The 23747-nt window shown below is 61.0% G+C and carries 17 protein-coding genes; 6 read left to right on the plus strand and 11 right to left on the minus strand.

The features are described 5' to 3' along the window. Nucleotides 1–40: 40 nt before the first annotated feature. The 6 genes from CE491_RS24075 to CE491_RS24100 form a co-directional block, all read right to left on the minus strand. The gene (locus tag CE491_RS24075) at nt 41–4129 is read right to left on the minus strand and encodes a DEAD/DEAH box helicase (protein WP_110950823.1); all 4089 of its coding nucleotides are present in this window, start codon (nt 4127–4129) and stop codon (nt 41–43) included. 118 nt (nt 4130–4247) lie between these two features. Next, nucleotides 4248–5420, minus strand: a complete 1173-nt coding sequence (locus CE491_RS24080; protein ID WP_110950824.1) for an acyl-CoA dehydrogenase family protein — start codon at nt 5418–5420, stop codon at nt 4248–4250. Then, a complete protein-coding gene (locus CE491_RS24085) occupies nt 5417–6784 on the minus strand; it encodes an LLM class flavin-dependent oxidoreductase (protein WP_110950825.1) in 1368 nt (455 codons plus the stop codon). Before CE491_RS24085 ends, CE491_RS24080 begins: the two co-directional genes overlap by 4 nt. Before the next feature lie 24 nt (nt 6785–6808). Next, entirely contained in the window at nt 6809–7819 is a 1011-nt protein-coding gene (locus CE491_RS24090; RefSeq protein WP_110950826.1) for an ABC transporter substrate-binding protein, read from the minus strand. Nucleotides 7820–8123: 304 nt separating this feature from the next. Next, a complete protein-coding gene (locus CE491_RS24095; protein WP_110950827.1) occupies nt 8124–9704 on the minus strand; it encodes a rhodanese-related sulfurtransferase in 1581 nt (526 codons plus the stop codon). Further along, nucleotides 9704–10309 (minus strand): cysteine dioxygenase family protein, encoded by a 606-nt coding sequence (locus CE491_RS24100; RefSeq protein WP_110950828.1) that lies wholly within the window; start codon nt 10307–10309, stop codon nt 9704–9706. The genes CE491_RS24095 and CE491_RS24100 overlap by 1 nt, the downstream gene beginning before the upstream one ends. Nucleotides 10310–10510: 201 nt before the next feature. Between CE491_RS24100 and CE491_RS24105 the strand changes: the two genes are divergently transcribed. Together CE491_RS24105 and CE491_RS24110 are read left to right on the plus strand one after the other, a co-directional pair. Beyond that, a complete protein-coding gene (locus CE491_RS24105; RefSeq protein ID WP_110950829.1) occupies nt 10511–11416 on the plus strand; it encodes a LysR family transcriptional regulator in 906 nt (301 codons plus the stop codon). Nucleotides 11417–11539: 123 nt separating this feature from the next. Next, nucleotides 11540–12340, plus strand: a complete 801-nt coding sequence (locus CE491_RS24110; protein WP_110950830.1) for a class II aldolase/adducin family protein — start codon at nt 11540–11542, stop codon at nt 12338–12340. Nucleotides 12341–12452: 112 nt separating this feature from the next. Here CE491_RS24110 and CE491_RS24115 read toward each other — a convergent pair whose 3' ends face one another. After that, nucleotides 12453–13541: an LLM class flavin-dependent oxidoreductase gene (locus tag CE491_RS24115; protein ID WP_110950831.1), complete on the minus strand. Its 1089-nt coding sequence runs from the start codon at nt 13539–13541 to the stop codon at nt 12453–12455. A gap of 286 nt (nt 13542–13827) precedes the next feature. Between CE491_RS24115 and CE491_RS24120 the strand changes: the two genes are divergently transcribed. After that, nucleotides 13828–14850 carry an ABC transporter substrate-binding protein gene (locus CE491_RS24120; protein WP_110950832.1) on the plus strand — a complete coding sequence of 341 codons (1023 nt, stop codon included), beginning with the start codon at nt 13828–13830 and terminating at the stop codon, nt 14848–14850. A gap of 117 nt (nt 14851–14967) precedes the next feature. On the opposite strand, the gene CE491_RS24125 is transcribed toward CE491_RS24120, so the two are convergent. The 3 genes from CE491_RS24125 to CE491_RS24135 form a co-directional block, all read right to left on the minus strand. Then, complete coding sequence (locus tag CE491_RS24125) at nt 14968–15378, minus strand: PA2817 family protein (RefSeq protein ID WP_110950833.1); 411 nt, start codon at nt 15376–15378, stop codon at nt 14968–14970. A gap of 111 nt (nt 15379–15489) precedes the next feature. Beyond that, a complete protein-coding gene (locus CE491_RS24130; protein ID WP_110950834.1) occupies nt 15490–15693 on the minus strand; it encodes a hypothetical protein in 204 nt (67 codons plus the stop codon). A 222-nt stretch (nt 15694–15915) separates the two neighbouring features. Beyond that, complete coding sequence (locus CE491_RS24135; protein WP_110950835.1) at nt 15916–18360, minus strand: acyl-CoA dehydrogenase; 2445 nt, start codon at nt 18358–18360, stop codon at nt 15916–15918. Nucleotides 18361–18866: 506 nt separating this feature from the next. Here CE491_RS24135 and CE491_RS24140 point away from each other — a divergent pair. Together CE491_RS24140 and CE491_RS24145 are read left to right on the plus strand one after the other, a co-directional pair. Then, nucleotides 18867–19799, plus strand: coding sequence for an ABC transporter ATP-binding protein (locus tag CE491_RS24140; protein ID WP_110950836.1), 933 nt, complete (start codon nt 18867–18869; stop codon nt 19797–19799). Beyond that, the gene (locus CE491_RS24145) at nt 19796–20575 is read left to right on the plus strand and encodes an ABC transporter permease (protein WP_110950837.1); all 780 of its coding nucleotides are present in this window, start codon (nt 19796–19798) and stop codon (nt 20573–20575) included. The genes CE491_RS24140 and CE491_RS24145 overlap by 4 nt, the downstream gene beginning before the upstream one ends. 279 nt (nt 20576–20854) lie before the next feature. On the opposite strand, the gene CE491_RS24150 is transcribed toward CE491_RS24145, so the two are convergent. Next, on the minus strand, nt 20855–21370 hold the full coding sequence (locus CE491_RS24150; protein WP_110950838.1) for a DUF2062 domain-containing protein: 516 nt from the start codon (nt 21368–21370) through the stop codon (nt 20855–20857). A 154-nt stretch (nt 21371–21524) separates the two neighbouring features. On the opposite strand from CE491_RS24150, the gene CE491_RS24155 reads away from it, so the two are divergent. After that, complete coding sequence (locus CE491_RS24155) at nt 21525–23741, plus strand: DNA internalization-related competence protein ComEC/Rec2 (protein WP_110950839.1); 2217 nt, start codon at nt 21525–21527, stop codon at nt 23739–23741. Nucleotides 23742–23747: the final 6 nt, after the last annotated feature.

The raw sequence follows: 23747 nt of genomic DNA on the forward strand, positions 1-23747 counted from the left end.
GGGCCCCGCTCAAGCGTCAGGCCCTCCTATTTACGTACCTCTAGCCTTTCAGCAACTCCAACAACGCATCGGCGTCCAGTTTTGCGCTGATTTCTCCACCGTCCAGCAGGCTGTCGGCCAAGTCTCGTTTGCGGCCATGCAAGCCCACGATCTGCTCTTCGATGCTGTTTTCGGTCACTAGTCGGTAGATGGTCACAGGCCGTTGCTGGCCCATGCGATGGGCGCGGTCGCTGGCTTGATCTTCAACGGCTGGGTTCCACCAGGGGTCAAGGTGGATTACGTAGTCCGCAGCCGTAAGGTTGAGCCCGCTGCCACCGGCCTTGAGGCTGATCAGAAAGATGTCACCCACCCCGGCCTGAAACGCATTGACCCGATTCTGCCGCTCCTTGGCGGGAGTGGCACCATCGAGGTACTGATAGGCGATGCCCTGCTGATCGAGCCAGGCGCGGACGATGCTCAAGTGATCGACGAATTGACTGAAGACCAGCGCCTTGTGCCGGTTTTCCAGCAGTTCGCTGACGATCTCGGTGAAGGCCTGCAATTTGCTGCTCTGGAGCGTTGAGCCGGGCAACACGAGCGACGGGTGGCAGCAGAAGCGACGCAGTCGGGTAATTTCCGCCAACACCTGCATGGATTTGCCCTGCTGTGGATCGAGGCGCGAGAGGTTGTCCACCGCTTGCCGACGCAGGGCTTCGTACTGGTGGGCCTCCTCGTCCGACAAAGGCACTTTGTAGGTGATCTCGGTGCGTGCCGGCAGTTCTGCGAGCACCTGGCTTTTCAGGCGACGCAGGATGAACGGCTGAATCAATGCCTTGAGCGCTCGGCGCGCCGCCACGTCGCCTTGCTCGATGGACGTCGCGAAGCGGGCGGCGAAGCTTTCCTGGCTGCCGAGCAGGCCCGGGTTGATGAACCGGAACAGGTTCCACAATTCACCCAGATGGTTTTCCAGCGGAGTACCGGTGGCGACCATGCGAAAGTCAGCCTGCAATGCCATGACCGTCTGAGAGCGTTTGGTCTGGGCATTCTTGATGGCTTGCGCTTCGTCCAGCACGATGCTGGCCCAGTGCTGCTCGCTGAAGGCCGCGGTATCGAGTTGCAGTAGGCCATAGCTGACGATGACCAGGTCGCCGGGGCCGAGGTCACTCAAGCTGCGCTGCTGTTGATAGACCCGCAAGTTCAGACCAGGCGCAAAGCGTACGCTTTCGGCCTGCCAATTGAGCGTGACCGAGGTGGGTGCTACCACCAATTGCGGCCCGAGGCTTGCGCGTTGCAGCAGCAAAGCCAGGGTCTGCACGGTCTTGCCCAGCCCCATGTCGTCGGCCAGGCAGGCGCCGACGCCCCACTGGGCGAGGCGCGCCAGCCAGACGAAGCCATCGCGTTGATAGTCGCGCAGTTCGGCTTGCAGCGTGGGGGGCACCTGCGGTTGGTAGTGACGCAGGGATTGCAGTTTGTCGAGATGCGTCTGCCAACTCGCGTCGGCATCGAATTGCCCGACTTCCTGAGCCAGGCTCGCCAGCAGCGGTGAGGTGAGGGGGCTCAGGCGCAGTCCCTGGTCGTTGATCCGGTCCGTCAGGTGAGCCAGTTCATCGAGGCGCTTGCGCAGGCTGTCGTCCAGGGCCAGCCAATCGCGCTCGTTGAGCCTCAGAAAGCGTCCGGGACTGGCCTTGAGCAGCTCCATCAATTCTTTGAGCTGCAACACCTTGCCGTCGTCGAGGGTGATATTGCCTTGCAGCACGAACCAGTCGCCCTGCTGACGAAGCCCCAGTTTGAGCTGGGTCAGGCCGGGGCGGGCCTTGATCCGCATGCGTTCGCCTTCCGGCCAGATGCAGTGCAGTTGCTCGCCATCCAGTGCATGCAGTTCACTGAGTAATTGCAGGGCATGCTGGGGCTGATCCAGCTGCCATTCCTGCCCGTCGCTGTCGGCGTAGGCGAGACCCGGGCAACTGTGCAGCACCTGTTGCAGGGCGTGGCGTTCGGCGGCCAGATCCCGGCAGACCTGCAGGGCCTTGCCATCACGCTCGCCCAGCAGATTTTCAGCGCCCTGACCTGGGCGGAACCAGCTGCCGTCAGCCAATGGACGCACCAGCAATTGCAGACGCACCCCTTCAGCCAGGGGCAGCAAGTGCGCATACAGGCGGGTGTCGGCGGGTTCTCGGTCCAGATGCCCGGTAAGTTCGGGGATGTCCGAATGGATCGGCAGAAGTGGGGCGATGGCGCTTACGGCCTCGATCAATTGCGCCTTCGCCGAGGTCGGCACGCTCAAGCCATCGCCGACGATTTCAGCGATTCTGCGCAGCTCTCGACTGATCGGGTAGACCAGCAAACGGGTGGGGGTCTCTTTGTGCACATAGCTTTCATCGGCATTGATGATGCCCGCGGGCTCCAGATGCACGCGAATCTGTTCGGCACGGGCTTGAAGGTGCAGGGCGGCCTGACCCGCCTGCAGATCGATACGCACGTCCGGCGCATCCTCCCAGTAGAGCGCGGGATGCCCCACCAGCCGAGGCAAGGCGTGGACAGCAGGCAGCTCGTACTCGGGGCGGCTGTAGTGATAGCTGACCTGAATGGCGCTGATCGCTTGCCGGTCCTGCTCGCAGAGAAAATCCATCACATCGCCGTCTTCGACCAGACGCTTGAGCGCCACCGCTCGGCCCTTGCTCCACTGTCCCTTGGCATTGCGCTTTTGTTCCCGCGCCTCGACTTTGCTCCAATATTCAGTGAGGTCAATGGTCCAGGCCAGCCGCGTATTTTTCTCGTCAGCAGCAGAGGTGGTTGGCACCTTGCCCGGCCTGAGCTGGCTCAGCGCATTGAGGGCGTGCTCCCAGGCTTCCTGACGTTGAAGGAGTGCGACCAGCGGCTGCAGCCCAGCGCTCTGATGCACCTGGGCATACTGCCGTGGCTGACCGAATTGCATGGCGAGCAAGGCGTCGAACTCTGCCGCCAGCCAGAGGTATTCATCCCGAGCCAGTTCATCACGGTAATCCTCCAGAGTGGTGCGCCATTTATCCTGACGCACTTGAGGCGCATCCAGCCAGTACAGGGCCAGGGCAAGCAACAACCCGTCCAGGCCATTCAAGGTGTCGGGTAGAAAGGCCGACGAGAGGGATGACGTCTCGCCCTGCAACTGCTCCAGCAAATGGTTCAACACCTTGTACGCGTAGCCGTAGCGCTCCTTGTCTCCCAGCGTGATGGCCTGCTTGAGGGCCGCGCGATGCTGAGGGTGGTTCTCGGCGATCAGCGCCAGGCAGTAGAGCGCGTTAAGCACTGGCGGCAGATCGATCCTGCGCTTCTTGGTGAGTCTGCGCATCTCGGCGAGCGAGGCACGCAGCACCAGCAGCGTCTCGTTCACCTGGCCGCGCAGCAACAGATGGATGGTGTGTTGCAGTAAGCTCAGTTCCTCCACCTCGATGTGCTCAAGGGTCACCCAGTCGCCGCGCCACAGAGCTTGAAGCGCAATCTCCACGCCCAGGATCCGGTCTGGCCGAGCCTCCATCTCGCGCAGCGCCAGCGGGTAACTCTGACCTGCAGGGCCGAGCACGGTGTTTAGCAAGTTGAGGTTATCCTCCACCAGCAACCTGCGCATCGCGTCATCGAGTCTGGCGAAAAGCTCGAGACCTTCGGGGTCGGTCTGCAGCGAACGCATGGGGTGCACAGTCGGGGATTGCGCGTGGGAGAAAATCCAGTCCGACAGACGCAGAGAGTGCGCTACTCGCCCCAGGTCGCCGCTGAGGATGTTCAGCCACAAGTCCTGCGCGACTCGTGAGCGAGAGGGGGTCTGCCACTCACTGAGCGGCGGCAGGCCGGTCTTGATCTCGTGCAGCCAATGTTCGCGATCCGCTGAGGTCAGCAGACTGAGCAATACGCGATTGCGACGCTGGGGCGCGACACTGAGATAGCGTCCTTCCGGACGCTCCTCCAGCGCGATCCAGCCCTCTTGATGCAGCGACTCCAGAAGCGCGGACAACGTATCGGCGTCCAGCAGCCTGCCAGTGCCGTCGGCAACCCCGACCGTGCGCAGCAGTTTGAGCAGCGACGTCTTGCCCTTGCCTGGGAATGATGTCACCAACCCGTACAGGACCGCCATGCAGTGGTCGGGCAAGTGGTCGGGAGCAGTTGACAGGGTGGGCATTCTGTACCTCGTGGCGCGTTCAGCCGACTGGGGCGCGGAAGTCTCATCCCGCAGCGAAACGCGCATTTTTCACCAGAGCAGCCCGCCTGTCGACCTCCGATGTGTCACACCTGCAGCTTCATCCCCGCAACACAGCCTTGCCCACTCCCTGCAGTACCACATCGTTTTGTGGCGTATGCACCCGCCCGCAAACCACGTTGCGGTAGTGCCGTTGCAGCGGGTTGCTGCGCGAAAGGCCGGGATTGCCCGCGGCTTCGATGGCCAGCTCTACGGCGCGAATGGCGTTGGAGGTCACCAGGTACTTGATCTGCGGCGCATGACTGGCGGGTGTCAGGCCGTGGGTGGCGGATTCGATCAGCGTGCGATTGGCGAACAACAGCGTGTCGATGTGGCCAACCACTTCCTGAAAGCGCGGCAGGGTCGATAGCGCTGCACCGAGATTCGACGGTTGCCGCGTTTGAAGAAATGCCACTAGCCAGTCCCGCGCCGATTGAGCGATGCCGTCGTACACCGATGACAGCAGCACCGACATCCACAGCAGGCCCGAGGCGTCCAGTTCCGGTTGCGAGCTACTCGCCGGGCTGACGTTAACCGCGTGGTCCAGCGGCACCAGCACGTCCTCGAATACCACTTCGTGGCTGCAGGTTGCACGCATTCCGAGGTGGTCCCAATCCTCGACGATGCGAACGCCGGGGCTGTCCTTGCGCACCAGCCACACGCCGACCTGGGGATCGGGGTCGTCGCTGCGGGCCCAGACATTGAACCAGGTCAGGCCATGGCTGCCAGTCGAGTAGATCTTCCGGCCACTGATCCGCCACCCCTCGGCCGTGCGCCGGGCGAGGGTGGCCGGCAAGCCGCCGCGGGACGGCGAACCAAGGTCTGGTTCGACACGCAAGGCGTTGAGCAAAGCGCCATGCTTGACCGCATCCTGCGCCACCTGCCGACGCAAGTGCTCCGGCCAGTTCGGAGTCAGGTGCAGGCGGGCGTGCTGCAGGTATTGCATGACCAGAATCAACGCGGTGGACGGCTCGCCTCGTGCCACGGCGCTGATGACCTGCTGCGCCTGCTTGAGGCTCGCACCGCCCCCGCCCAGCGTATCCGGGACCGTCAGGGCGAGCAGGTTGTGCTCATGCAGCAAGCGAAAATTGTCGTGGGGGAATTCGCCGCTATCGTCGTAGCGCTGCGCGGTGGCGCTCAACCGCTCGGTGATGCCTTGAAGGCGCGCGAGAAAAGCCGTTTCGCTTTCGACATCGAGCACCTCAGCGGTCTGGCGATTCAATCCCCCGTTCATGCCCAAACCTGCACGTTGAGTGGCTGCGCGGCCTCTGCCTGGGCTTCTCGCGCTGCCGTATGGCGATTGACCGGAAACTCGAGCCCAAAGTGCTCGCGCAGGGTCGAGCCGCTGTACTCGCTGCGCTGCAGGCCACGCCGTTGCAGCACCGGAATCACCAGTTCGGTGAAATATTTCAGGCCATCGGGAAGCAGCGAGTTGATGATGAAACCGTCGCTGGCGCCGTTTTCGAACCAGTGCTGAATCTGATCGGCGACCTGCTCCGGCGTGCCGACGAACTCCCGACGTGGACGCGAGAAATCCAGCGCCACCTGACGCAGCGTCAGCTTGTTTTCCCTGGCCTGTTGCTTGATGCGATCCGAGCCGCCTTTCTGGCTGTTGGAGCCCAGATCGCCCAGGTCGGGGAACGGTTCGTCCAGCGGGTATTGGCTGAAGTCATGGTCATTGAACGGGCGACCCAGCGCAACAATGGCATCCTCGATGCTCACCAGCGCCACAGCCTGCTGATAACGGTGCTCCACTTCCTCGGCATTGCGGCCGACGATCGGCCGAATGCCCGGCAGGATCGACAGCTTGTCCGGGTCGCGGCCGAAACCCTTGGCCCGACGTTTCAAATCGGCGTAATAGGCTTTGGACGCTTCGAACGATTCGGCGTGGACGAAGATCGCGTCGGAATACTCAGCGGCGAAGTTGCGCCCGTCCTCCGAGGTGCCAGCCTGGAACAACACGGGCTGGCCTTGTTTGGAACGGGCGATGTTCAGCGGGCCTTTGACCTGGAAGAACTCGCCCTTGTGATTCAGCGAATGCAGCTTGTCGCGGTCGAAGAATTCGCCGGTCTGCTTGTTGCGGATGAAAGCGTCGTCTTCCCAGGAATCCCACAGCCCTTTGACCGTCGACACGTGCTCCTTGGCGATGCGATAGCGCACGGCGTGGGGTGGGTGTTCGCTTTTGCTGAAGTTTTCCGCTGTGCCGCTGAGCCAGGACGTAACGATGTTCCAGCCCGCGCGACCGCCGCTGATGTGATCCAGTGAAGAGAACTGGCGGGCGACTTGAAAGGGTTCGGTGTAGCTGACGGTGACGGTCGCCACCAGGCCGATCTTCGAGGTTGTGGCCGCCAGGGCCGAGAGAATCGTCAGCGGTTCGAAACGGTTGAGGTAGTGCGGGCTGGATTTCTCGTGGATGTGCAAACTGTCGGCGATGAACACGAAATCGAATTTCGCGCCTTCGGCCAATTGAGCCTGGCCCTTGTACCAGTCGAAATGGGTGCTGGCGTCGGCCAGCGCATCCGGGTGCCGCCATTCGCCCCAGCCGTGGCCGACACCGTGAACCATTGCACCGAATTTGAGTTGACGAGGTGTGCTCATGAGTAGGTCTCCTAAGTCGATCGCTTAACGCGCGGCTTGCGAATTGTTCTGCTCTGCCGCTTGTTCGGCAGCCAGCCGAATGGCGTTGAATTGCGGATCGAAGCCGTTGGATACGTCGACATGCTTGTTGAGGATGCCTTCGCGTTCGTAGATGTCGGCGGTGTTCTGCAGGCCCTTCACCACGCTGTCATCGATGCTGACCCGCTCCATCTTGGTGTCGCGATTGACGGCCAGGTGTACGTCCAGTGGCAGGCCGGTGACTTTGGTCTGCGCAGCGGCGTACTCCCTGGGATGGGCATTGACCCAGCGATACGCGCGATCCAGGCGTACGACGAAGTCATCGAGTTGCACGCGTTTCTCGGCAATCGCCTTGCTGGTGGCGGCGAGGTAGGAGTGGTTGGTCAACAGGTCCGGGCCATTGGGCAGGATGCGCGCGCCGCTCTGAGTAGCGACGGTGGTATAGGGTGCCCAGGTCGCCCAGGCGTCGGCATCGCCGTTGTCGAGGATCAGTCGCGATTCGCTGGGCAGCAGGTAGACGAACTTCACGTCACTGGTTTTTAAGCCGGCCTCGTTGAGCGCGCGGATTGCCAGGTAATGGCCGATCGAGCCGCGCCCGGTAACGATGCGCTTACCCTTGAGATCGGCCACGGATTTGATCGGCGAGTCGTTACGCACGATCAAGGCGGTGGTGTAGCGGCCGTTGACGTGGGTGATGCTGATCACTTTCAGCGACGCGCCTGCGCCTAATGCAAATACGTACGGCGCATCGCCCAGCGCGCCGACATCCACTGCGCCTGCGTTCAGCGCTTCACCCAGCGGAGAAGCGGAAGGGAATTCGGAAAATTTGATCTCGTAGGGCACGTTTTTCAGTTCGCCGGAGACCTCCAGCAATACTTTCAGCGCCGATTTCTGGTTGGCGACCAGAAGCGGTTGCAATGCTTCGGCGGCCTGGCTGTATTGGCCGAACGACAACGCCAGCAGTGCGCCCAGCAGAAGGTTTTTAGCGCGAAACATTTTGGAAGTTGGGGCGGACATGAAGCGTGTCTCCAGGCTTGGACAATGGGTTCTAAGCCTCCACCTGGAGAAGGGGGTCGGCCAAGGGTTATGACCTTATGCCTATAAGAAAAGTATGAGAAGTATCTTTTGGTTATATGCTAATTATGTAATTGGGTAATTTTGCGCTGATTTAATATCAAATATTTGCATTAACAACTCGGCGAAGTATTCGCCGAACGTTGTAGGCGCGCGCTTGCCCGCGATCAGGGTATGTCAGGCACATCGAGGGTGGCTGACATGACGCAATCGCGGGCAAACGCGCTCTTACGATTTCGGGCTGCGCTTAAATCACGTGAAAGCCATGGGTCCCATCCCGCCCAAGCTGTTCCACCAACCCGAACTCCCAATCCAGATACGCCTGCATCGCTTCCCGCGGCGCATCAGTGCCCTCATAAGGACGGCGGTAGCGGTCGATGCGTGGCGAGGCCAGGTGGGTTTCGCCGCTTTCCAGCTCGAACCCGGCAGCGATCCAGCTGGCGGTGCCGTCCTTGAGCAGAAACACCGGTTTGCCGGTGAGCGCTTCGACTTCCGGCACCGCCAGCCGCGCCAGCTTGCTGCTGCCACAGGTCAGTAGGTACTGCTCGGCGGCGGGGATTTTGCGCAAGGCGTTTGACAAGTCCGCGCGTAGAGTCCACCAGGCACCCGGAATGTGCTGCTTTACATAGTTGGCGCTGGCGGTGAAATCCAGCACCGCGACGCTGCCATGTTGCTGCCAGTGACGCAGGGTGTCGGCGCTGATTTCCTCGACTTGCCACGGTGTAGGAATCGGCGCGTTCCACGGGCCTTTTTCGCTGAAGTCATGAGGTCGCAGGTCGTCGAGCACGAACACCTCCCAGCCCAGTTGCGCCAGCCACGAGGCTGACATATTGGCCCGCACGCCATCATCGTCCACCAGCGCAATCCGGGCGCCACGCACGCTGGCGTAGTGATCGGTCTCCTGCACCAACTGGCCGCCCGGCGTCGAACGTGACCCCGGCAAATGACCGGCTTCGAATTCTTCCGGCGTGCGCACGTCGAACAGGTACGTGGTGCGCGTCGTCTCGGCCTGCCATGCCTGCAGATCGGCGCGCTTGCCGCGTTTCACGCCAGCCTTGTCAGCCACGTTGCGGGCATCGGCGCGGGCGACGGCCAGTGTTTTGTCGCTGACAGCGGGGAAGCGCCGCGCCTGGCCGCGATCCAGCGTCTGCCCGGCCAGCAGCCAGCCGATGGTGCCGTTGCGCAAGGCGGAGATCGGGTTGGGCAGCCCGGCATTGACCAGTGACTGCGTGCCGATGATGCTGCGCGTGCGTCCGGCGCAGTTGACGATGATGCGGGTTTTTGGATCCGGCGCCAGCTCACGGGCACGTAACACCAGTTCGGCCCCCGGCACGCTGACCCCGGTCGGAATGCTCATGGTCTGGTATTCGTCGAAACGGCGGGCATCGAGTACCACCACGTCGGCGTTGCTGTCGAGCAGTTGCTTCACCTCCTCGGCTGCCAGCGACGGCGTGTGGCGATGATGCTCCACCAGTTCGCCGAATGCCTTGCTCGGTACGTTGACATCGATGAACAGCTCGCCGCCCGCGTCGCGCCAGCCCTGCAAGCCGCCTTCCAACACCTTTACGTCGCTGTAACCCAAATCCGCGAGGCGGGCGAGGGCAGGCTGAACCAGGCCTTCGCCGTTGTCGTAGAGGGTGATCTCGGTATCGCGACGAGGGATGCGCGACAGCACTTCCAGCTCCAGTTTCGACAGCGGGATATTGGCGGCGAACAGCGGGTGGGCTTCGGCGAACGGCGCTTCTTCGCGCACGTCCACCAAGGCTACTTCCTCACCGGCCAGCAGTGCTTTGCGAATATCGGCGAATGATCGTGTGCTTTGAGTCATTAGGCTTGGTTCTCTCTGGACAGGTCCCAAATGTTCGGGAGGTAGGCGTTCGAATAGCCGGAAATGAATAGTTTTTCGCTGCCGTCGGGTTGATAGACGGCACGCTTCACGGCCCCAATGTTGGCGCCGTAGACATGAATGCTGATCGATACCTGATCGTCGAACGCGTTGCTGACCTGGTGAATGTCGTTGCTGCGCGGCGACAGCGCTTCGACGTGACCGGGCTCAAGGCGAATGGCCGGGCCTTCCTGTTCCAGGCGGCCGTCGGCACTGCGGGCAAAGCCTTGCGAGTACTCGGCGCCACGCAACATGCCGATCAGGCCCCATACCCGGTGATCGTGAATCGGCGTGCTCTGACCCGGTCCCCAGACAAAACTGACAATGGAGAAGCGCTGGCGCGAATCGGCATGCAGCAGAAACTGCTGATAACGCGTCGGGTCGGGGATGGCGTATTCGTCGGGCAGCCAGTCGTCGTAGCGCACCAGTTGGCCCAACAGTTTGCCGCCGCGGTGCAGCAGATCGCTTTCACGCGGGTTACTGTCGATCAATTCGGCCAGGGCACCGATGAAGGCCCGGAGTCTTTCAGGGTGTCGGGGTTGGGTCATTTGGATTCCGTGGCAGGGACAGGCAAATTCGGTTGACTAATATAAGCATAATCCCAAAGCTTAATATGCTATTTATTGATGATTAGGTTATAACGAAAAAGCATTTCATAACCGCTGTGCAGGTTGCCGGGCTATCCAGCCAGCGCGTTTGGAATTATGCTTTTTGCCTATCTTGTTTTCCCCTTTCCATGTGCGTACCGAATGAAAATTGATGATATCGATGCCTTTGTCGCCGTGATTCGCTGCCAGTCGATCAGCCATGCGGCCGAGTCGCTGGAGCTAACGCAGCCTGCGATCACCCGTCGGGTGCAGAATTTCGAGCAGGCGCTGGGGGTCGAGTTGTTCGACCGCAACACCAAGCCGCTCAAGCCGACAGCGATGGGGATGCAGGTCTATCAGAAGTGTCTGGCCATCCTGCGGGAAATGGACTCGTTGCGTGAACTGGTGGCCAGCGATACTCCGCCCAGCGGTCTGTTGCGCCTGGGGGTGCCGCAAACCATTGGCGATGTGGTGCTGCTCGATGCCCTCAAGCATCTGCGTGGGCAATTCCCCGATTTGCGCGCGCAAGTGGTGACCGGTTGGGGCAGTCATCTGATCGGCAAGATCGAAAATGGCGAGCTCGACGCGGCGGCGGCGCTGTTCCCGGCAGGCAAGATTTTCCCCGAAGGCATCATCGGCGAATCCATCGGCAAGATGGAGTTGGTCGTGGTCTGTGCCAAGGACCGTCTGCCGAAGAAGCCGATCAAACTGGCCGAATGTCACGACCAGGGTTTTGTACTCAACCCTGACGGCTGTGGCTTCCGCGCAGGATTGCAGCGCACGCTGGCTGATCAGGGGCTGGGCATGAAAGTCAATCTGGAGACCTTCGGTACCGAGTTGCAATTGGGCCTGGTGGCTGATGGCGTGGGCCTGGGGTTGGTGCCGCGTCCGTTGTTCGAGCGCAGTGCGCATCGGGATCTGCTCGCGGTGATGCCGCTCAAGGATTTCAAACCGGTGATGGACCTGTGGCTGATCTACCCGCGTTTTCTCGGCAATCTGCAGGCGCCGGTGGCCTCGTTCGGTGCGCTGGTGGCCGACGCGTTGAAGCAGGCACGAGAGGCCGCATGAAACCGGTTTGGTAGAAATAAAAAATATTGATAATTAGCTTAGAAGAAAATGTGATTGTTAAACATTTTCCGACGCGCATAGGCTCCCTCGATACGTCTACTCACGACCTACAGGGAGTCATGCATGAGCAATGTCAGTTCTTTGCCCGTTCAATCCAGTTCAAACGATGTGCGGAACCGGGTAAGCCCCGAAGAGTGGGAAGTGCGGGTCAAGCTTGCGGCGGCTTATCGCATCGCCGCGCTCAAGCGCTGGACAGACCACATCTACACGCATTTTTCGGCGCGCGTGCCTGGCCCTGACGAGCACTTTCTGATCAACGCCTTTGGCCTGTTGTTCGACGAAATCACGGCGTCGAATCTGGTCAAGGTCGACATCGATGGCACCATCGTCGATGACCCTACCGGCCTTGGCATCAACCACGCAGGCTATGTGATCCACAGCGCCATTCATGCAGCGCGGCCCGATCTGCAGGCCGTGCTGCACACTCATACCCGCGACGGCGTTGCGGTTTCGGCGCAAAAGAACGGCCTGCTGCTGATCTCCCAGCATTCCCTGGGTTTCTCGGGCCGCGTGGCCTATCACGGTTATGAAGGCATCGCCCAGGATCTGGGCGAGCGCGAGCGGCTGGTCGCAGATCTGGGTGACAAGAACGTGATGATCCTGCGCAACCACGGCCTGCTCACGGCCGGCCTCAGCGTCGAGCACGCCTTTCAGTTGCTCCACAACCTGGAATACGCCTGCAACATCCAGATCGCCGCCCAGGCAGCGGGCAACGCCGAACTGATCTTTCCGCCGCAGGAAGTGGTGAAGAAAGTCGAGGAGCAAGCCAAGGTCTTCAAGAGCGGCACAGGCCCCGGTGTGGTGCGGCACTGGAATGCGTTGATCCGTGAGCTGGACCGGCATGGGACGGCGTATAAAGATTGAAGATGCAACGAGCAACAGCTGGCGCCGGACACCCGTAGCGGTCCGGCTCGCCGGCGGTGGCACCATCGAAATCGCTACCGCCGGCAAGCTGTCTACAGGTAGTCGATATCCCTCACGCCACCTTGTCATTCCTTTCCCGTTCACGCTTGGCGACCAGCTCGCGGGTCAGGGGGATAAGTTTCCTGCCGTAGTCGATCGCGTCTTCCAGCGGGTCGAAGCCTCGGATCAGGAAGGTGGTAATCCCCAGGTCGTAGTAATCGAGCAACGCCTCGGCCACCTGTTCGGCAGTGCCCACCAGCGAGGTCGAATTGCCTTTGGCGCCTAACAGTCCAGCGATGCCCGTCCACAGACGTTTGTCGAGTCGCGCCCCTTGCGCCGCCGCTGCCAGCAAACGCTTCGAACCCTCATTGGCGGGTTCGCGACGCTGGGTACCGGACGCCTGCGCGAGTGCTTTCGCACGTTCCAGAATGCTGTCCGCCCGGGCCCAGGCTTTTTCTTCGGTCTCGGCCAGAATCGGTCGTAGCGACAGGCTGAAACGTATCGTGCGCCCATGCTTGGCCGCTTCGGCCCGAACCTGTTTGACGATATCCCTGACCTGCTCATAGGTTTCACCCCACAAGGCATACACGTCGGCATGCTTGCCCGCGACCTCGATCGCCGCCTGCGATGCGCCGCCGAAGTACAACGGGATGTGCGGCAGTTGCGGCGATTTGACCAGCGAATGCGCGCCTTCGAACTGGTAATACGTGCCGTGATGATCGAAGGGTTTTTCCGCCGTCCATTCCTGACGCACCACGCTCAGGTATTCGTCGGTGCGCGCATAACGCTCGTCCTTGCCGATGAAGCTGCCGTCGGCGCGCAGCTCCTGATCGTCGCCACCGGTAATGATGTGCACGGCAGTACGGCCGCCATTGAACACATCCAGCGTCGCGAACTGCCGGGCCGCAACGGTCGGGGAAATGAAGCCCGGCCGATGGGCGATCAGGAACTTCAATTTCGTCGTCACGCTGGCGGCATGGGCGGCCACGAAAGCGCTGTCTGGGCTGTTGGAGTGATAGGCCACGAGCGCGCGATCGAAACCGGCTTGTTCATGGGCCCTCGCGACTTTTTCAACGTATTCGGGCTGAACCGTCTGACCGCTGCGCGGGTGGATTTCCGAGAAGGGCTGGGTGGCGATGTAACCGATGAATTCAACGCTCATGGGTATTTCCTTGTGTTTATAACCGGGGGCGCGCAGACATTCGCGCGAGGCCAGTCAGCAACATAGGGGTAAGGCACGACGCTGTGAAATTCGATTTGGCGCTAAGCTAATTATAAAAATAACGCATTAAAAATATTATCAAGATCAAAAAAGCTGAGTATTAGCTTATTTCTATTCGACATTTCACGATGCTTTTTTATGCGCTTACGATGGTTCGGATCAGCGGACTCGCGACGTTGAGCGTGTTCGTTTTCTGTTTCTATCTGACCTTCAAGGATGTCGTCGCATGGGTTTTATCAGTCGGGATTTGGCCCGTCAGAGTGTTGCGTTGCTGTTGTCGTTCACCGTACTGCTCCTGGCGGGGTGCGATGACGCAGGAGATAAACAGGCTTCGGCCGCCGAGGCGGTCGATTGGTCGAAAGTCAAGCTGATCCTCGGTGATCAGGCCAAGGGTTTGCGCACGGTGGTCGACGCGTCCAAAGCCTTCGATGGCATTCCGTATCAAGTCGAATGGGCCAACTTCCAGGGCGCCGCGCCACTGTTCGAGGCCCTGCGCGCCGGGGCTGTGGACCTGGCGCCGGCTGGCGATACGCCGGTGCTGGCGGCGGCAACCGGAGGCACTCCCTTGCGAATTGTCGCGGTACGTCGCGGTCAAGGGCGCAGCATCGGCATTCTGGTACCGCCCGATTCGGACATCAAAACCGTCGCTGACCTCAAAGGTCGCAGCGTCTCGATCTCTTCGGCGCGAGGCAGCATTTCCCAGTACCTGCTGATCCGCGCGCTGGAAAATGCAGGGGTCAAGGAGTCCGACGTCAACATAGGCTTCGTCATGCCGACCGATGCGTTGTCGGCCTTCCATGGTGGCAAGATCGACGCCTGGGCGACCTTCGGCATCTATCAGGCCTTCGCCGAGGAAAATGGCGCGCGAGTGTTGCTGAGCGGGGAAGGGATTAATACGGGATTGACCTTCATCACGGCTTCGGACAAGGCGCTGGCGGACAAGGTCAAGCGTCAGGCCCTCAACGATGTGTTGCAGCGCCTGGCAAAGGCGTTCGACTGGGCCAGGGCCAACCCGGAGCAGTACGCGCAGGTGTTCTCCAGCGCCAACAACGTGCCCTTGCCGGTGTCGCAGCGTTTGCAGAGTTGGGGGGTGGAGTCGTTGCAGCCGATCGAAGCGTCGGACGTCACGGCGTTGCAGGGCGTGGATGACCTGTTTGTGGCCAAGAAGATATTTGCGCAGGCGGTGCAGGTTTCAGGGCTGGTGGATCGGGAGGTGTTTCCGAACGCGCATGGGGTTTTGTTGAAATAGCTTAGCTGCCTGTTGGATGAGCATGCTTGCGTAGCAGTACGGCTTGCCGGCGGCGCCTTTGAAATCGCTGCCGCCAGCAAGCCGTGCTGCTATAGGGGAAGGCCATTCACTGATGGATCAGTGCCGCGCTCCTTCCTGACCCATCGCCAGCAGTTGCTTCTCCTGATCCCAATCGAACGGTTCTTCGTTCTGCTCGGCCTCGAAGCGACGCTCTTCCAGCGCGGTGTACAGGTCGATTTCCTCGTCCGGCATGAAGTGCAGGCAGTCACCGCCGAAGTACCAGAGCAGGTCGCGGGGCACCAGATGGGCGATTTGCGGGTAGCGTTGGATCACTTGGCACAGCAGGTCCTGACCCAGGTACTGGCTCTCGATCGGCTCGCGTGGCAGCAGCTCGATCAACTCGTCATAACGCTCCAGAAACAGCGCATGACTTTCTTCGGGCACCTGTTCGGCTTCACCCAGCGCGACCAGAATGCCGCGCAGGTGCGTCAGCAGGTTGAGAGTGCGGTCGAGATTGGCGTCGGCCATGATGAAGTCCTCAGAGACAAAAACAGGCGCGAGAGTATAGATCCCGCAGCTGGGCACCGATACCCCAATGAGGACTGGCGGTGATGGCCGACGCGTGGTCGCGGCGTCAGCTCAATGCCATAAACCGGCCAGATAACGATGCCCGGCCTCGGTCAGAGCCAGGTGCGCGTACGTGTGGTCGGCGCTGGGTTGGCGGGTTACGAAGCCGATGAGCAACAGGGTTTGCAGCGTCTGGGTGGGTTTGCCGCTGTGAAGGTCCTCCCCCGAGGCGATTTCAGCGAGCAGGCAGCGATGAGTCATGCGGTGGTCGATCATGATGCGTCCCCTTGGTGTTTCTTGTTGTTACCGGGGAGTGTAGGACAGTCTTCGGGAATGTGCAGGCTAGAGCGGTGGATTCGTGATGCTGATGCTAACTCAAGGAGTAGCGCAGAACCGTAGAAGCGAATTCATTGCGAAGCAGAGGTACAGCCCATGCATGTGCGTGGGATGTACAGGCCTCTCGCGAATGAATTCGCCCCCACAGGGTTGACTCCATATTCAGCGAACCTTGCCCTCCGAAGCCTTCAGCGCCTCCTTATCGAAATCATCTACATCGATCACCTTGCGCCGTGCCGCTTGCGCTGCGCGCAGTTTCTCGGCTTCGGCCGGTTGCAGCACGCCGACGTTGAGCGCCGCGTCGATCACGTGCTCCCCGCCCGCGGCCTTGACCTGGCCGCTCTTGACCCCGTGATGCAGCTTGCTGTGTAGCGCCTTGGCGCCAGTCAGCAGCTCCGCCGCATGTTGCAGAGCGCCGACCGGATCGTTTTCCGAGGTCGGGCGATAGCAACCGGCGAGCACCGATTCCAGCGCCGGGTCGCCCTTGCTGCGTCCGATGATTTCTGCGACCTCGGCATCCAGCCTGTCCGACGGTCCTTTGTGACGACGGCCCAGGGGGAACACGATGACCCGTAGCAGCCCGCCGAGAATCCGGTTCGGGAAGTTGCTGAGTAGCTCGTCCAGTGCGCGCTCCGACTCGCCGAGCGCTTCTTCCATCGACCAGCGGAACAGCGGCACCAGCGCCTCGGGATAATCCAGATCGTGGAAACGCTTGAGCGCCGCAGAAGCCAGGTACAGATGGCTCAGCACATCGCCCAGACGCGCCGACAGACGCTCGCGGCGTTTCAGCTCGCCGCCGAGCAGCATCATGCTCAGGTCGGCAAGCATGGCGAAGGCCGCAGCCTGGCGGTTGAGCGCGCGGAAATAGCCCTGACTCAGGCGATCCCCCGGCATGCTTTCGAAGTGACCGAAGCCCAGATTGAGCACCAGCGTGCTCGCCGCATTGCGCACCGCGAAGCCGATGTGTTGCAGCAACAGATCGTCGAATTCCACGACCGCGCGGTCATGATCCTCACGTCCAGCGAGGGCCATTTCCTTCAGCACGAATGGATGGCAGCGGATAGCGCCCTGACCGAAGATCATCAGGTTACGCGACAGGATGTTCGCGCCTTCCACCGTAATGAAGATCGGCGCACCTTGCCACGAGCGGCCCAGATAATTGTTCGGGCCCATGATGATGCCCTTGCCCCCGTGCACATCCATCGCATGGGTGATGCATTCGCGGCCACGTTCGGTCAGGTGGTATTTCAGAATCGCCGACAACACCGACGGCTTTTCGCCCAGGTCCACGGCGTTGGCAGTCAGCATGCGCGCGCTGTCCATCAGCCAGGCGTTGCCTCCGATGCGTGCGAGGGACTCCTGAATGCCTTCAAAAGCCGCCAGCGGCACGTTGAATTGCTCGCGAATCTGCGTGTACTGGCCGGTCACCAGACTGGTGTACTTGGCTGCGCCAGTGCCGACTGCGGGCAGGGAAATCGAACGGCCCACCGACAGGCAATTCATCAGCATCATCCAGCCTTTGCCGAGCATGTCCTGGCCACCAATCAGGTAATCCAGCGGGATGAACACATCCTTGCCGGAGTTGGGGCCGTTCATGAAGGCGGCGCCCAATGGCAGGTGGCGGCGACCGATCTCCACACCTGGGGTGTTGGTGGGAATCAGCGCCAGGCTGATGCCCAAATCCTCTTCCTCGCCCAGAAGATGCTCAGGGTCGAACGCCTTGAAGGCCAGACCAAGCAAGGTCGCGACAGGTCCCAGCGTGATGTAGCGTTTTTCCCAGTTCAGGCGCAGGCCGATGACTTCCTCGCCTTGCCATTGGCCCTTGCAGATGATCCCGGTATCGGGCATCGCACCCGCATCCGAACCCGCCAGCGGGCCGGTGAGCGCGAAGCACGGAATATCGTCGCCGCGCGCCAGGCGCGGCAGGTAATGGTTGCGCTGCTCGTCGGTGCCGTAATGCAATAGCAATTCGGCCGGGCCGAGAGAGTTTGGAACCATCACCGTGGAAGCCAGGTCGCCACTGCGGGTCGCCAGTTTCATCGCCACTTGTGAGTGGGCATAGGCCGAGAAACCCTTGCCGCCATACTCCTTGGGAATGATCAGGGCAAAGAAGCCGTGTTCCTTGATATGCGCCCAGGCTTCTGGCGGAAGGTCCATCGCCTGGCCGATTTCCCAGTCGCTGACCAGCGCACAGAGCTCATTGGTCGGGCCGTCGATGAAGGCCTGCTCTTCCTCGGTCAGCTGGCTTTTCGGGTAGGCGAGCAGGGTATCCCAATTCGGGCGACCGCTGAACAATTCGCCGTCCCACCAGACCGTGCCTGCGTCGATGGCATCGCGCTCGGTTTCAGACATAGGCGGCAGCACTTTCTGAAACCAGGCGAACATCGGCACGCTGAAATATCTGCGACGCAGATCGGGCAAGGCCAAGGGTAGCGCCACCGCCAGCCACAGCAGCCACGGGATCACCATCCAGCCGTGGGCATGGCTGAACGCCCCCATCACCAGCAGATACACCGCCACGATACCCAGGGCAGGGAAGGGGGCGGCTCGTCGATGGGCCAGCCAGGCCACGCCAATCACCAGAACCACGATCCACAACAACAGCATAAGAATCCCTCCGAGATGACGGCGAATCGAGCGCCATCGATACCACGGGCAGCCTCTCTGGCCCGCGCATCGATAATGACCCCGTGCCCTCGGCGGAGTTCGGGCGCTGGCCGATGCGCTTGAAGGTGTGGCTCGAATACCCCCTTCGCTATCCTGTCGGATAGACTGGCGGGCTGCTGGCATATGCCTGCAATGGCTGTTTTTTGAGGCTGCTTGAGTTCGAAAGAGGCCAGCGTGGTACGCAAATCGGGGGGTTGAAGAGATTCGTTCAACGTTCGACAAGCGCTGCGGTCAGAAGCAGAACTGGCTGACAGCGTTAGATTAATAACTACTATCAATAGAACTCGCTGTACTTGCGCGGCGTCGGCAAGCAACATTGGCATCTTCGCCCGCGTTTGCAACGGATTGTTTCGACGGTAGCTGTGTCAGCGAGCCATCGCAGTGCGACAAACCGGCTTTTGTATTCGTCTATTTCCTTTCTTTCCTTTATTGGTGTGTTTTCAGTCATGAGTTCAGCTCTGTCCATTCGGCAGCTAACCAAGACCTACGGCAACGGTTTCCAGGCCCTCAAGGGCATCGACCTGGACGTCGCCGAGGGTGATTTCTTCGCATTGCTCGGCCCCAATGGCGCCGGCAAATCCACTACCATCGGGATCATCTCGACCCTGGTCAACAAGACCACGGGCACGGTGAACATCTTCGGTCACGACCTGGATCGCAACCCGGCGCAGCTCAAGCGCTGCATCGGGGTGGTGCCGCAGGAGTTCAACTTCAACCAGTTCGAGAAGACCTTCGACATCGTCGTGACCCAGGCCGGTTACTACGGCATCCCGCCGAAGATCGCCAAGGAGCGCGCCGAGCAGTACCTGACTCAATTGGGGCTGTGGGACAAGCGCAACGTGCCTTCGCGTTCGCTGTCCGGCGGCATGAAGCGTCGTCTAATGATCGCCCGCGCGCTGATTCATGAGCCGCGTCTGCTGATCCTCGACGAACCGACTGCGGGGGTGGACATCGAGCTGCGCCGTTCGATGTGGACCTTCCTTACCGAACTGAATCAGAAGGGCATCACCATCATCCTCACCACGCACTATCTGGAGGAGGCTGAGCAGCTGTGCCGCAACATCGGGATCATTGATCACGGCACTATCATCGAAAACACCGGCATGAAGACCCTGCTCAACAAGCTGCATGTCGAGACCTTCCTGCTGGATCTGAAGGATCCGATTCGCACCGCGCCGCAACTCACCGGCTACCCGTCGCGGCTGGTGGATGATCACACGCTGGAAGTGCAGGTCGATAAAACCATCGGCATCACCGCATTGTTCAGCCAACTGTCGGTGCAGAACGTTCAGGTCCTGAGCCTGCGCAATAAAACCAATCGCCTTGAGGAGCTGTTCGTGGGCCTGGTCGAAAAAAATCTGGCGAAGGTGGCGATATGAGTTCGGAGCTGCGCCCCAATCTGATCGCCCTGAACACCATCGTGTACCGCGAAGTCCGCCGTTTCATGCGGATCTGGCCGCAGACCCTGCTCCCGCCTGCGATCACCATGGTTCTGTACTTCGTGATCTTCGGCAATTTGATCGGCCGGCAGATCGGCGACATGGGCGGCTTCACCTACATGCAATACATCGTGCCGGGCCTGATCATGATGTCGGTGATCACCAACTCCTATGGCAACGTGGTTTCCAGCTTCTTCGGCGCCAAGTTCCAGCGCTCGGTGGAAGAATTGATGGTGTCGCCAGTGTCGCCGCACACGATTCTGATCGGCTACACCCTGGGTGGCATGCTGCGCGGGCTGATGGTGGGCGTCATCGTCACCATTCTCTCGATGTTTTTCACCGACCTGCAGGTGCATCACCTGGGCGTGACCATCGTGGTGGTGGTGCTGACGGCGACGATCTTCTCGCTGCTGGGCTTCATCAACGCCGTATTCGCGCGCAACTTCGATGACATTTCGATCATCCCGACCTTCGTGCTGACGCCGTTGACCTACCTGGGCGGGGTGTTCTACTCGATCAACCTGCTGCCGCCGTTCTGGCAGACCATTTCGCTGGCCAATCCGGTGCTGCACATGGTCAACGCCTTCCGTTTTGGGATCCTGGGCGTGTCGGACATCAAAATCAGCGTCGCCCTGGCCTTCATGGTCGTTGCGACCATCGTCCTGTACCTCGGCTGCGCACGGTTGCTGGTAAGTGGACGCGGCATGCGGCAATGACATCACGCCGAATCATCTGATTTAAGAAATACCGGTGGGGAGCGAGCGCTCGCGAAGGCCATTCGGCAGCCTCGTGATGTGCGACGGCTGCCAAGGCCCTATCGCGGGCAAGCGCGCTCCTGAAGCTGCGTATCGGGTTGTGCTCTGAATCGAGTAGTGGTCCGTGGGAGACGTCGGAGGTGACGACGGCAGCGAACGCGGGTCGTCAGTCGCTAACGATGGAGCTGTCCCCGAGTTTTCGCGAGCAGGCTCGCTCCTGCAGGTTTCACATCGTGCGCATTATTTCCGGCTGGCCTTGCGCCGCCTCCACTGTCGCCCCACCCACCAGCGCCAGTAGGCCATCGTCCCGAAATACCCCGCCAACCCCAACACCACCCCCGCAACCACCGAACCCAATAGAAACGGCTGCCACAGCGTCGACAGCTGCCCGCTAATCCAGTCCCAACTCATCTCCTCCGCAAAGCTGCGTGGCGGCAGGCCCATCAGCAGTGCGCCGATCTTGTAGGTGCCATAGAACACCGGCGCCATGGTCAGTGGGTTGGTCAGCCAGCACAGGCTCACGGCAATCGGCATGTTGGCGCCCACCCGGATCGCCAGAAATGCCGCGAGCATCATCTGCAAGGGCATCGGCATCAGGGCTGCGAACAAACCGATGCCCATGGCCCTGGCCACCGAATGACGATTGAGGTGCCAGAGGTTCGGATCGTGCAGCAGCTTGCCGAGAAAGCGTAAGGATTTATGTTCCCGGATGCTGTTCGGATCGGGCATGTACCGCTTGATCAGGTGACGTGGCATACAGGAAATCCGGGGCGGGGACGGGAAAATCCGGGCAAGTATGCATGGATAGTCACAGATGGAAATTCAGACATTGTGACAATTAATAAATACGCGGCCTGCTCGGTGAGCTAGTCATGAGGGTGAATTTCATCGGTCGATAAGGGAACGCCTCATGCGCACAGGGATGGTGGCGCTTGCGCTTGGAATGCTGGTTCTGCGTTTTTTACCGGTATTACCGCCGGTCTGGTTGATGCTGACGATGCCGGTGGTGGCGCTGATGGCGCTGCCGTTTCGCAGTTATCCGCTGGCGTTTTTTCTGTTCGGGTTGACTTGGGCCAGCGTGTCGGCGCAGTCCGCACTGGACGACCGTTTGCCCGAACGACTCGACGGCCAGACGCTCTGGCTTGAAGGCAAGGTCGTGGGCTTGCCCCAGAGCGCCGATGGAGTGGTGCGTTTTCAGCTGGAAGATGCCATTTCACGCCGTAGTCGCTTGCCCGGGCGGATGCGCATCGCCTGGTACGGCGGCCCCGCGCTGAACAGTGGCGAACATTGGCGGCTGGCGGTCAAGCTCAAGCGCCCTGGCGGTCTGGCCAACCCCGGCGCGTTCGACTATGAAGCCTGGCTGCTGGCTCAACGCATCGGCGCCACGGGCACGGTGGTCGACGGGCAGTTGCTCAAACGGTCATCAGAGCCTTGGCGTGACGGGATTCGACAGCGCTTGTTGGCGGTCGATGCTCAGGGGCATGAAGGCGGATTGGCGGCGCTGGTGCTCGGCGACGATTCGGGCTTGAGCCCTGCCGACTGGCAGGTGTTGCAGGACACCGGGACCGTGCATCTTCTGGTGATTTCCGGCACCCACATCGGCCTGCTGGCCGGTCTGCTTTACGGCTTGGTGGCGGGACTGGCGCGCTGGGGTCTGTGGCCGCGTTTGCTGCCCTGGCTGCCCTGCGCCTGTGTTCTGGCCTTCAGCGGTGCATTAATCTACGGTTTTCTGGCCGGATTCGAAGTCCCGGTGCAGCGCGCTTGCGTCATGCTCGGGCTGGTGCTGCTCTGGCGGCTGCGCTTCCGTCATCTGGGCGTGGTGTTGCCGCCGCTGATCGCACTGAATCTGGTGCTGATCGCCGAACCTCTGATCAGCCTGCGTCCTGGGTTCTGGCTGTCCTTCGGCGCCGTGGCGATCCTGATGCTGATTTTCAGCGCCCGCCTTGGCGCCTGGAGTTGGCTGCGCAGTTGGTCCCGGGCGCAGTGGCTGATCGCGCTCGGCTTGCTGCCGATGCTGCTGGCGCTGAATCTGCCGGTCAGCCTGAGCGGTCCCTTGGTGAATCTGATCGCGGTGCCCTGGGTCAGTGTTCTCATCTTGCCGCCGGCACTGTTCGGCACGTTCTTTCTGGCGATCCCTCCGATTGGCGAGAACTTGCTCTGGTTGGCTGGTGGCTCGATGGACGGGCTCTTTCGTTTTCTGAGTCTGACTGCCGAGATCATGCCTGCGTGGACAGGTCCTACTGTGCCGCTCTGGGTCTGGCCGCTGAGTCTGCTCGGCACATTGCTGCTCCTGCTGCCCAATGGCGTGCCATTGCGCCCGCTGGGTTGGCCAATGTTGCTGCTGTGCGTATTCGCGCCGCAGAAAAGCATCGCCGTAGGCAAAGTCGAAGTGCTGCAGTTGGACGTCGGCCAAGGATTGGCGATTCTGCTACGCACCCGTGATCACGCGTTGCTGTACGACGCCGGCCCGCGCTTGGGCGAGTTCGACATTGGCGAGCGTGTGGTGTTGCCAGCGATTCGTCGCGCCGGCGTCAGGCGGCTGGACCTGATGCTGCTCAGTCACGCCGACGCCGATCATGCCGGTGGAGCGCCGGCGATTCAGCAGGCGTTGCCGGTGTCGAGAATCCTGGGCGGCGATACCGAGCGAATGCCGCCGACGCTGGCGGTGGAGCCTTGTCGAAACGGCGAGACCTGGACCTGGGACCAAGTGACCTTTTCCACCTGGATCTGGGAGGACGCAGCAGAAGGCAACCAGGCCTCCTGCGTGCTGAGCGTCGACGCGGGCGGCGAGCGTCTGCTGTTGACCGGCGACATCGACGTCCATGCCGAACGGGCGATGCTGGAAGAGGGCTTCGATGTGCGCGCCCAATGGCTGCAGTCGCCGCATCACGGCAGCCGGACCTCGTCCTCCAAGCGCTTTTTGCAAGCGGTATCGCCTCGTGGCGTGCTCATTTCTCGCGGCCGGAACAACGCGTTCGGCCACCCGCATCCGCTGGTGATGTCACGCTATCGCTGGCTGAATGTGGAGACGCACGACAGTGCCGAACTCGGGGCCATCGCCTTGCAATTAGGGACCTTCGGCGAAGTGCGTAGCGAGCGCGCGGTCCGACGCTTCTGGCGTGAATGATTGGCG

It is taken from the genome of Pseudomonas bohemica, assembly GCF_002934685.1.
Lineage (GTDB): Bacteria > Pseudomonadota > Gammaproteobacteria > Pseudomonadales > Pseudomonadaceae > Aquipseudomonas > Aquipseudomonas bohemica.

Coding starts and splice junctions, on each gene's coding strand:
- CE491_RS24150 (WP_110950838.1), bottom strand. CDS start 21,370: ATGCCACGTCACCTGATCAAGCGGTACATGCCCGATCCGAACAGCATC.
- CE491_RS24120 (WP_110950832.1), top strand. CDS start 13,828: ATGGGTTTTATCAGTCGGGATTTGGCCCGTCAGAGTGTTGCGTTGCTG.
- CE491_RS24090 (WP_110950826.1), bottom strand. CDS start 7,819: ATGTCCGCCCCAACTTCCAAAATGTTTCGCGCTAAAAACCTTCTGCTG.
- CE491_RS24140 (WP_110950836.1), top strand. CDS start 18,867: ATGAGTTCAGCTCTGTCCATTCGGCAGCTAACCAAGACCTACGGCAAC.
- CE491_RS24075 (WP_110950823.1), bottom strand. CDS start 4,129: ATGCCCACCCTGTCAACTGCTCCCGACCACTTGCCCGACCACTGCATG.
- CE491_RS24135 (WP_110950835.1), bottom strand. CDS start 18,360: ATGCTGTTGTTGTGGATCGTGGTTCTGGTGATTGGCGTGGCCTGGCTG.
- CE491_RS24145 (WP_110950837.1), top strand. CDS start 19,796: ATGAGTTCGGAGCTGCGCCCCAATCTGATCGCCCTGAACACCATCGTG.
- CE491_RS24115 (WP_110950831.1), bottom strand. CDS start 13,541: ATGAGCGTTGAATTCATCGGTTACATCGCCACCCAGCCCTTCTCGGAA.
- CE491_RS24100 (WP_110950828.1), bottom strand. CDS start 10,309: ATGACCCAACCCCGACACCCTGAAAGACTCCGGGCCTTCATCGGTGCC.
- CE491_RS24080 (WP_110950824.1), bottom strand. CDS start 5,420: ATGAACGGGGGATTGAATCGCCAGACCGCTGAGGTGCTCGATGTCGAA.
- CE491_RS24110 (WP_110950830.1), top strand. CDS start 11,540: ATGAGCAATGTCAGTTCTTTGCCCGTTCAATCCAGTTCAAACGATGTG.
- CE491_RS24085 (WP_110950825.1), bottom strand. CDS start 6,784: ATGAGCACACCTCGTCAACTCAAATTCGGTGCAATGGTTCACGGTGTC.
- CE491_RS24155 (WP_110950839.1), top strand. CDS start 21,525: ATGCGCACAGGGATGGTGGCGCTTGCGCTTGGAATGCTGGTTCTGCGT.
- CE491_RS24130 (WP_110950834.1), bottom strand. CDS start 15,693: ATGATCGACCACCGCATGACTCATCGCTGCCTGCTCGCTGAAATCGCC.
- CE491_RS24105 (WP_110950829.1), top strand. CDS start 10,511: ATGAAAATTGATGATATCGATGCCTTTGTCGCCGTGATTCGCTGCCAG.
- CE491_RS24125 (WP_110950833.1), bottom strand. CDS start 15,378: ATGGCCGACGCCAATCTCGACCGCACTCTCAACCTGCTGACGCACCTG.
- CE491_RS24095 (WP_110950827.1), bottom strand. CDS start 9,704: ATGACTCAAAGCACACGATCATTCGCCGATATTCGCAAAGCACTGCTG.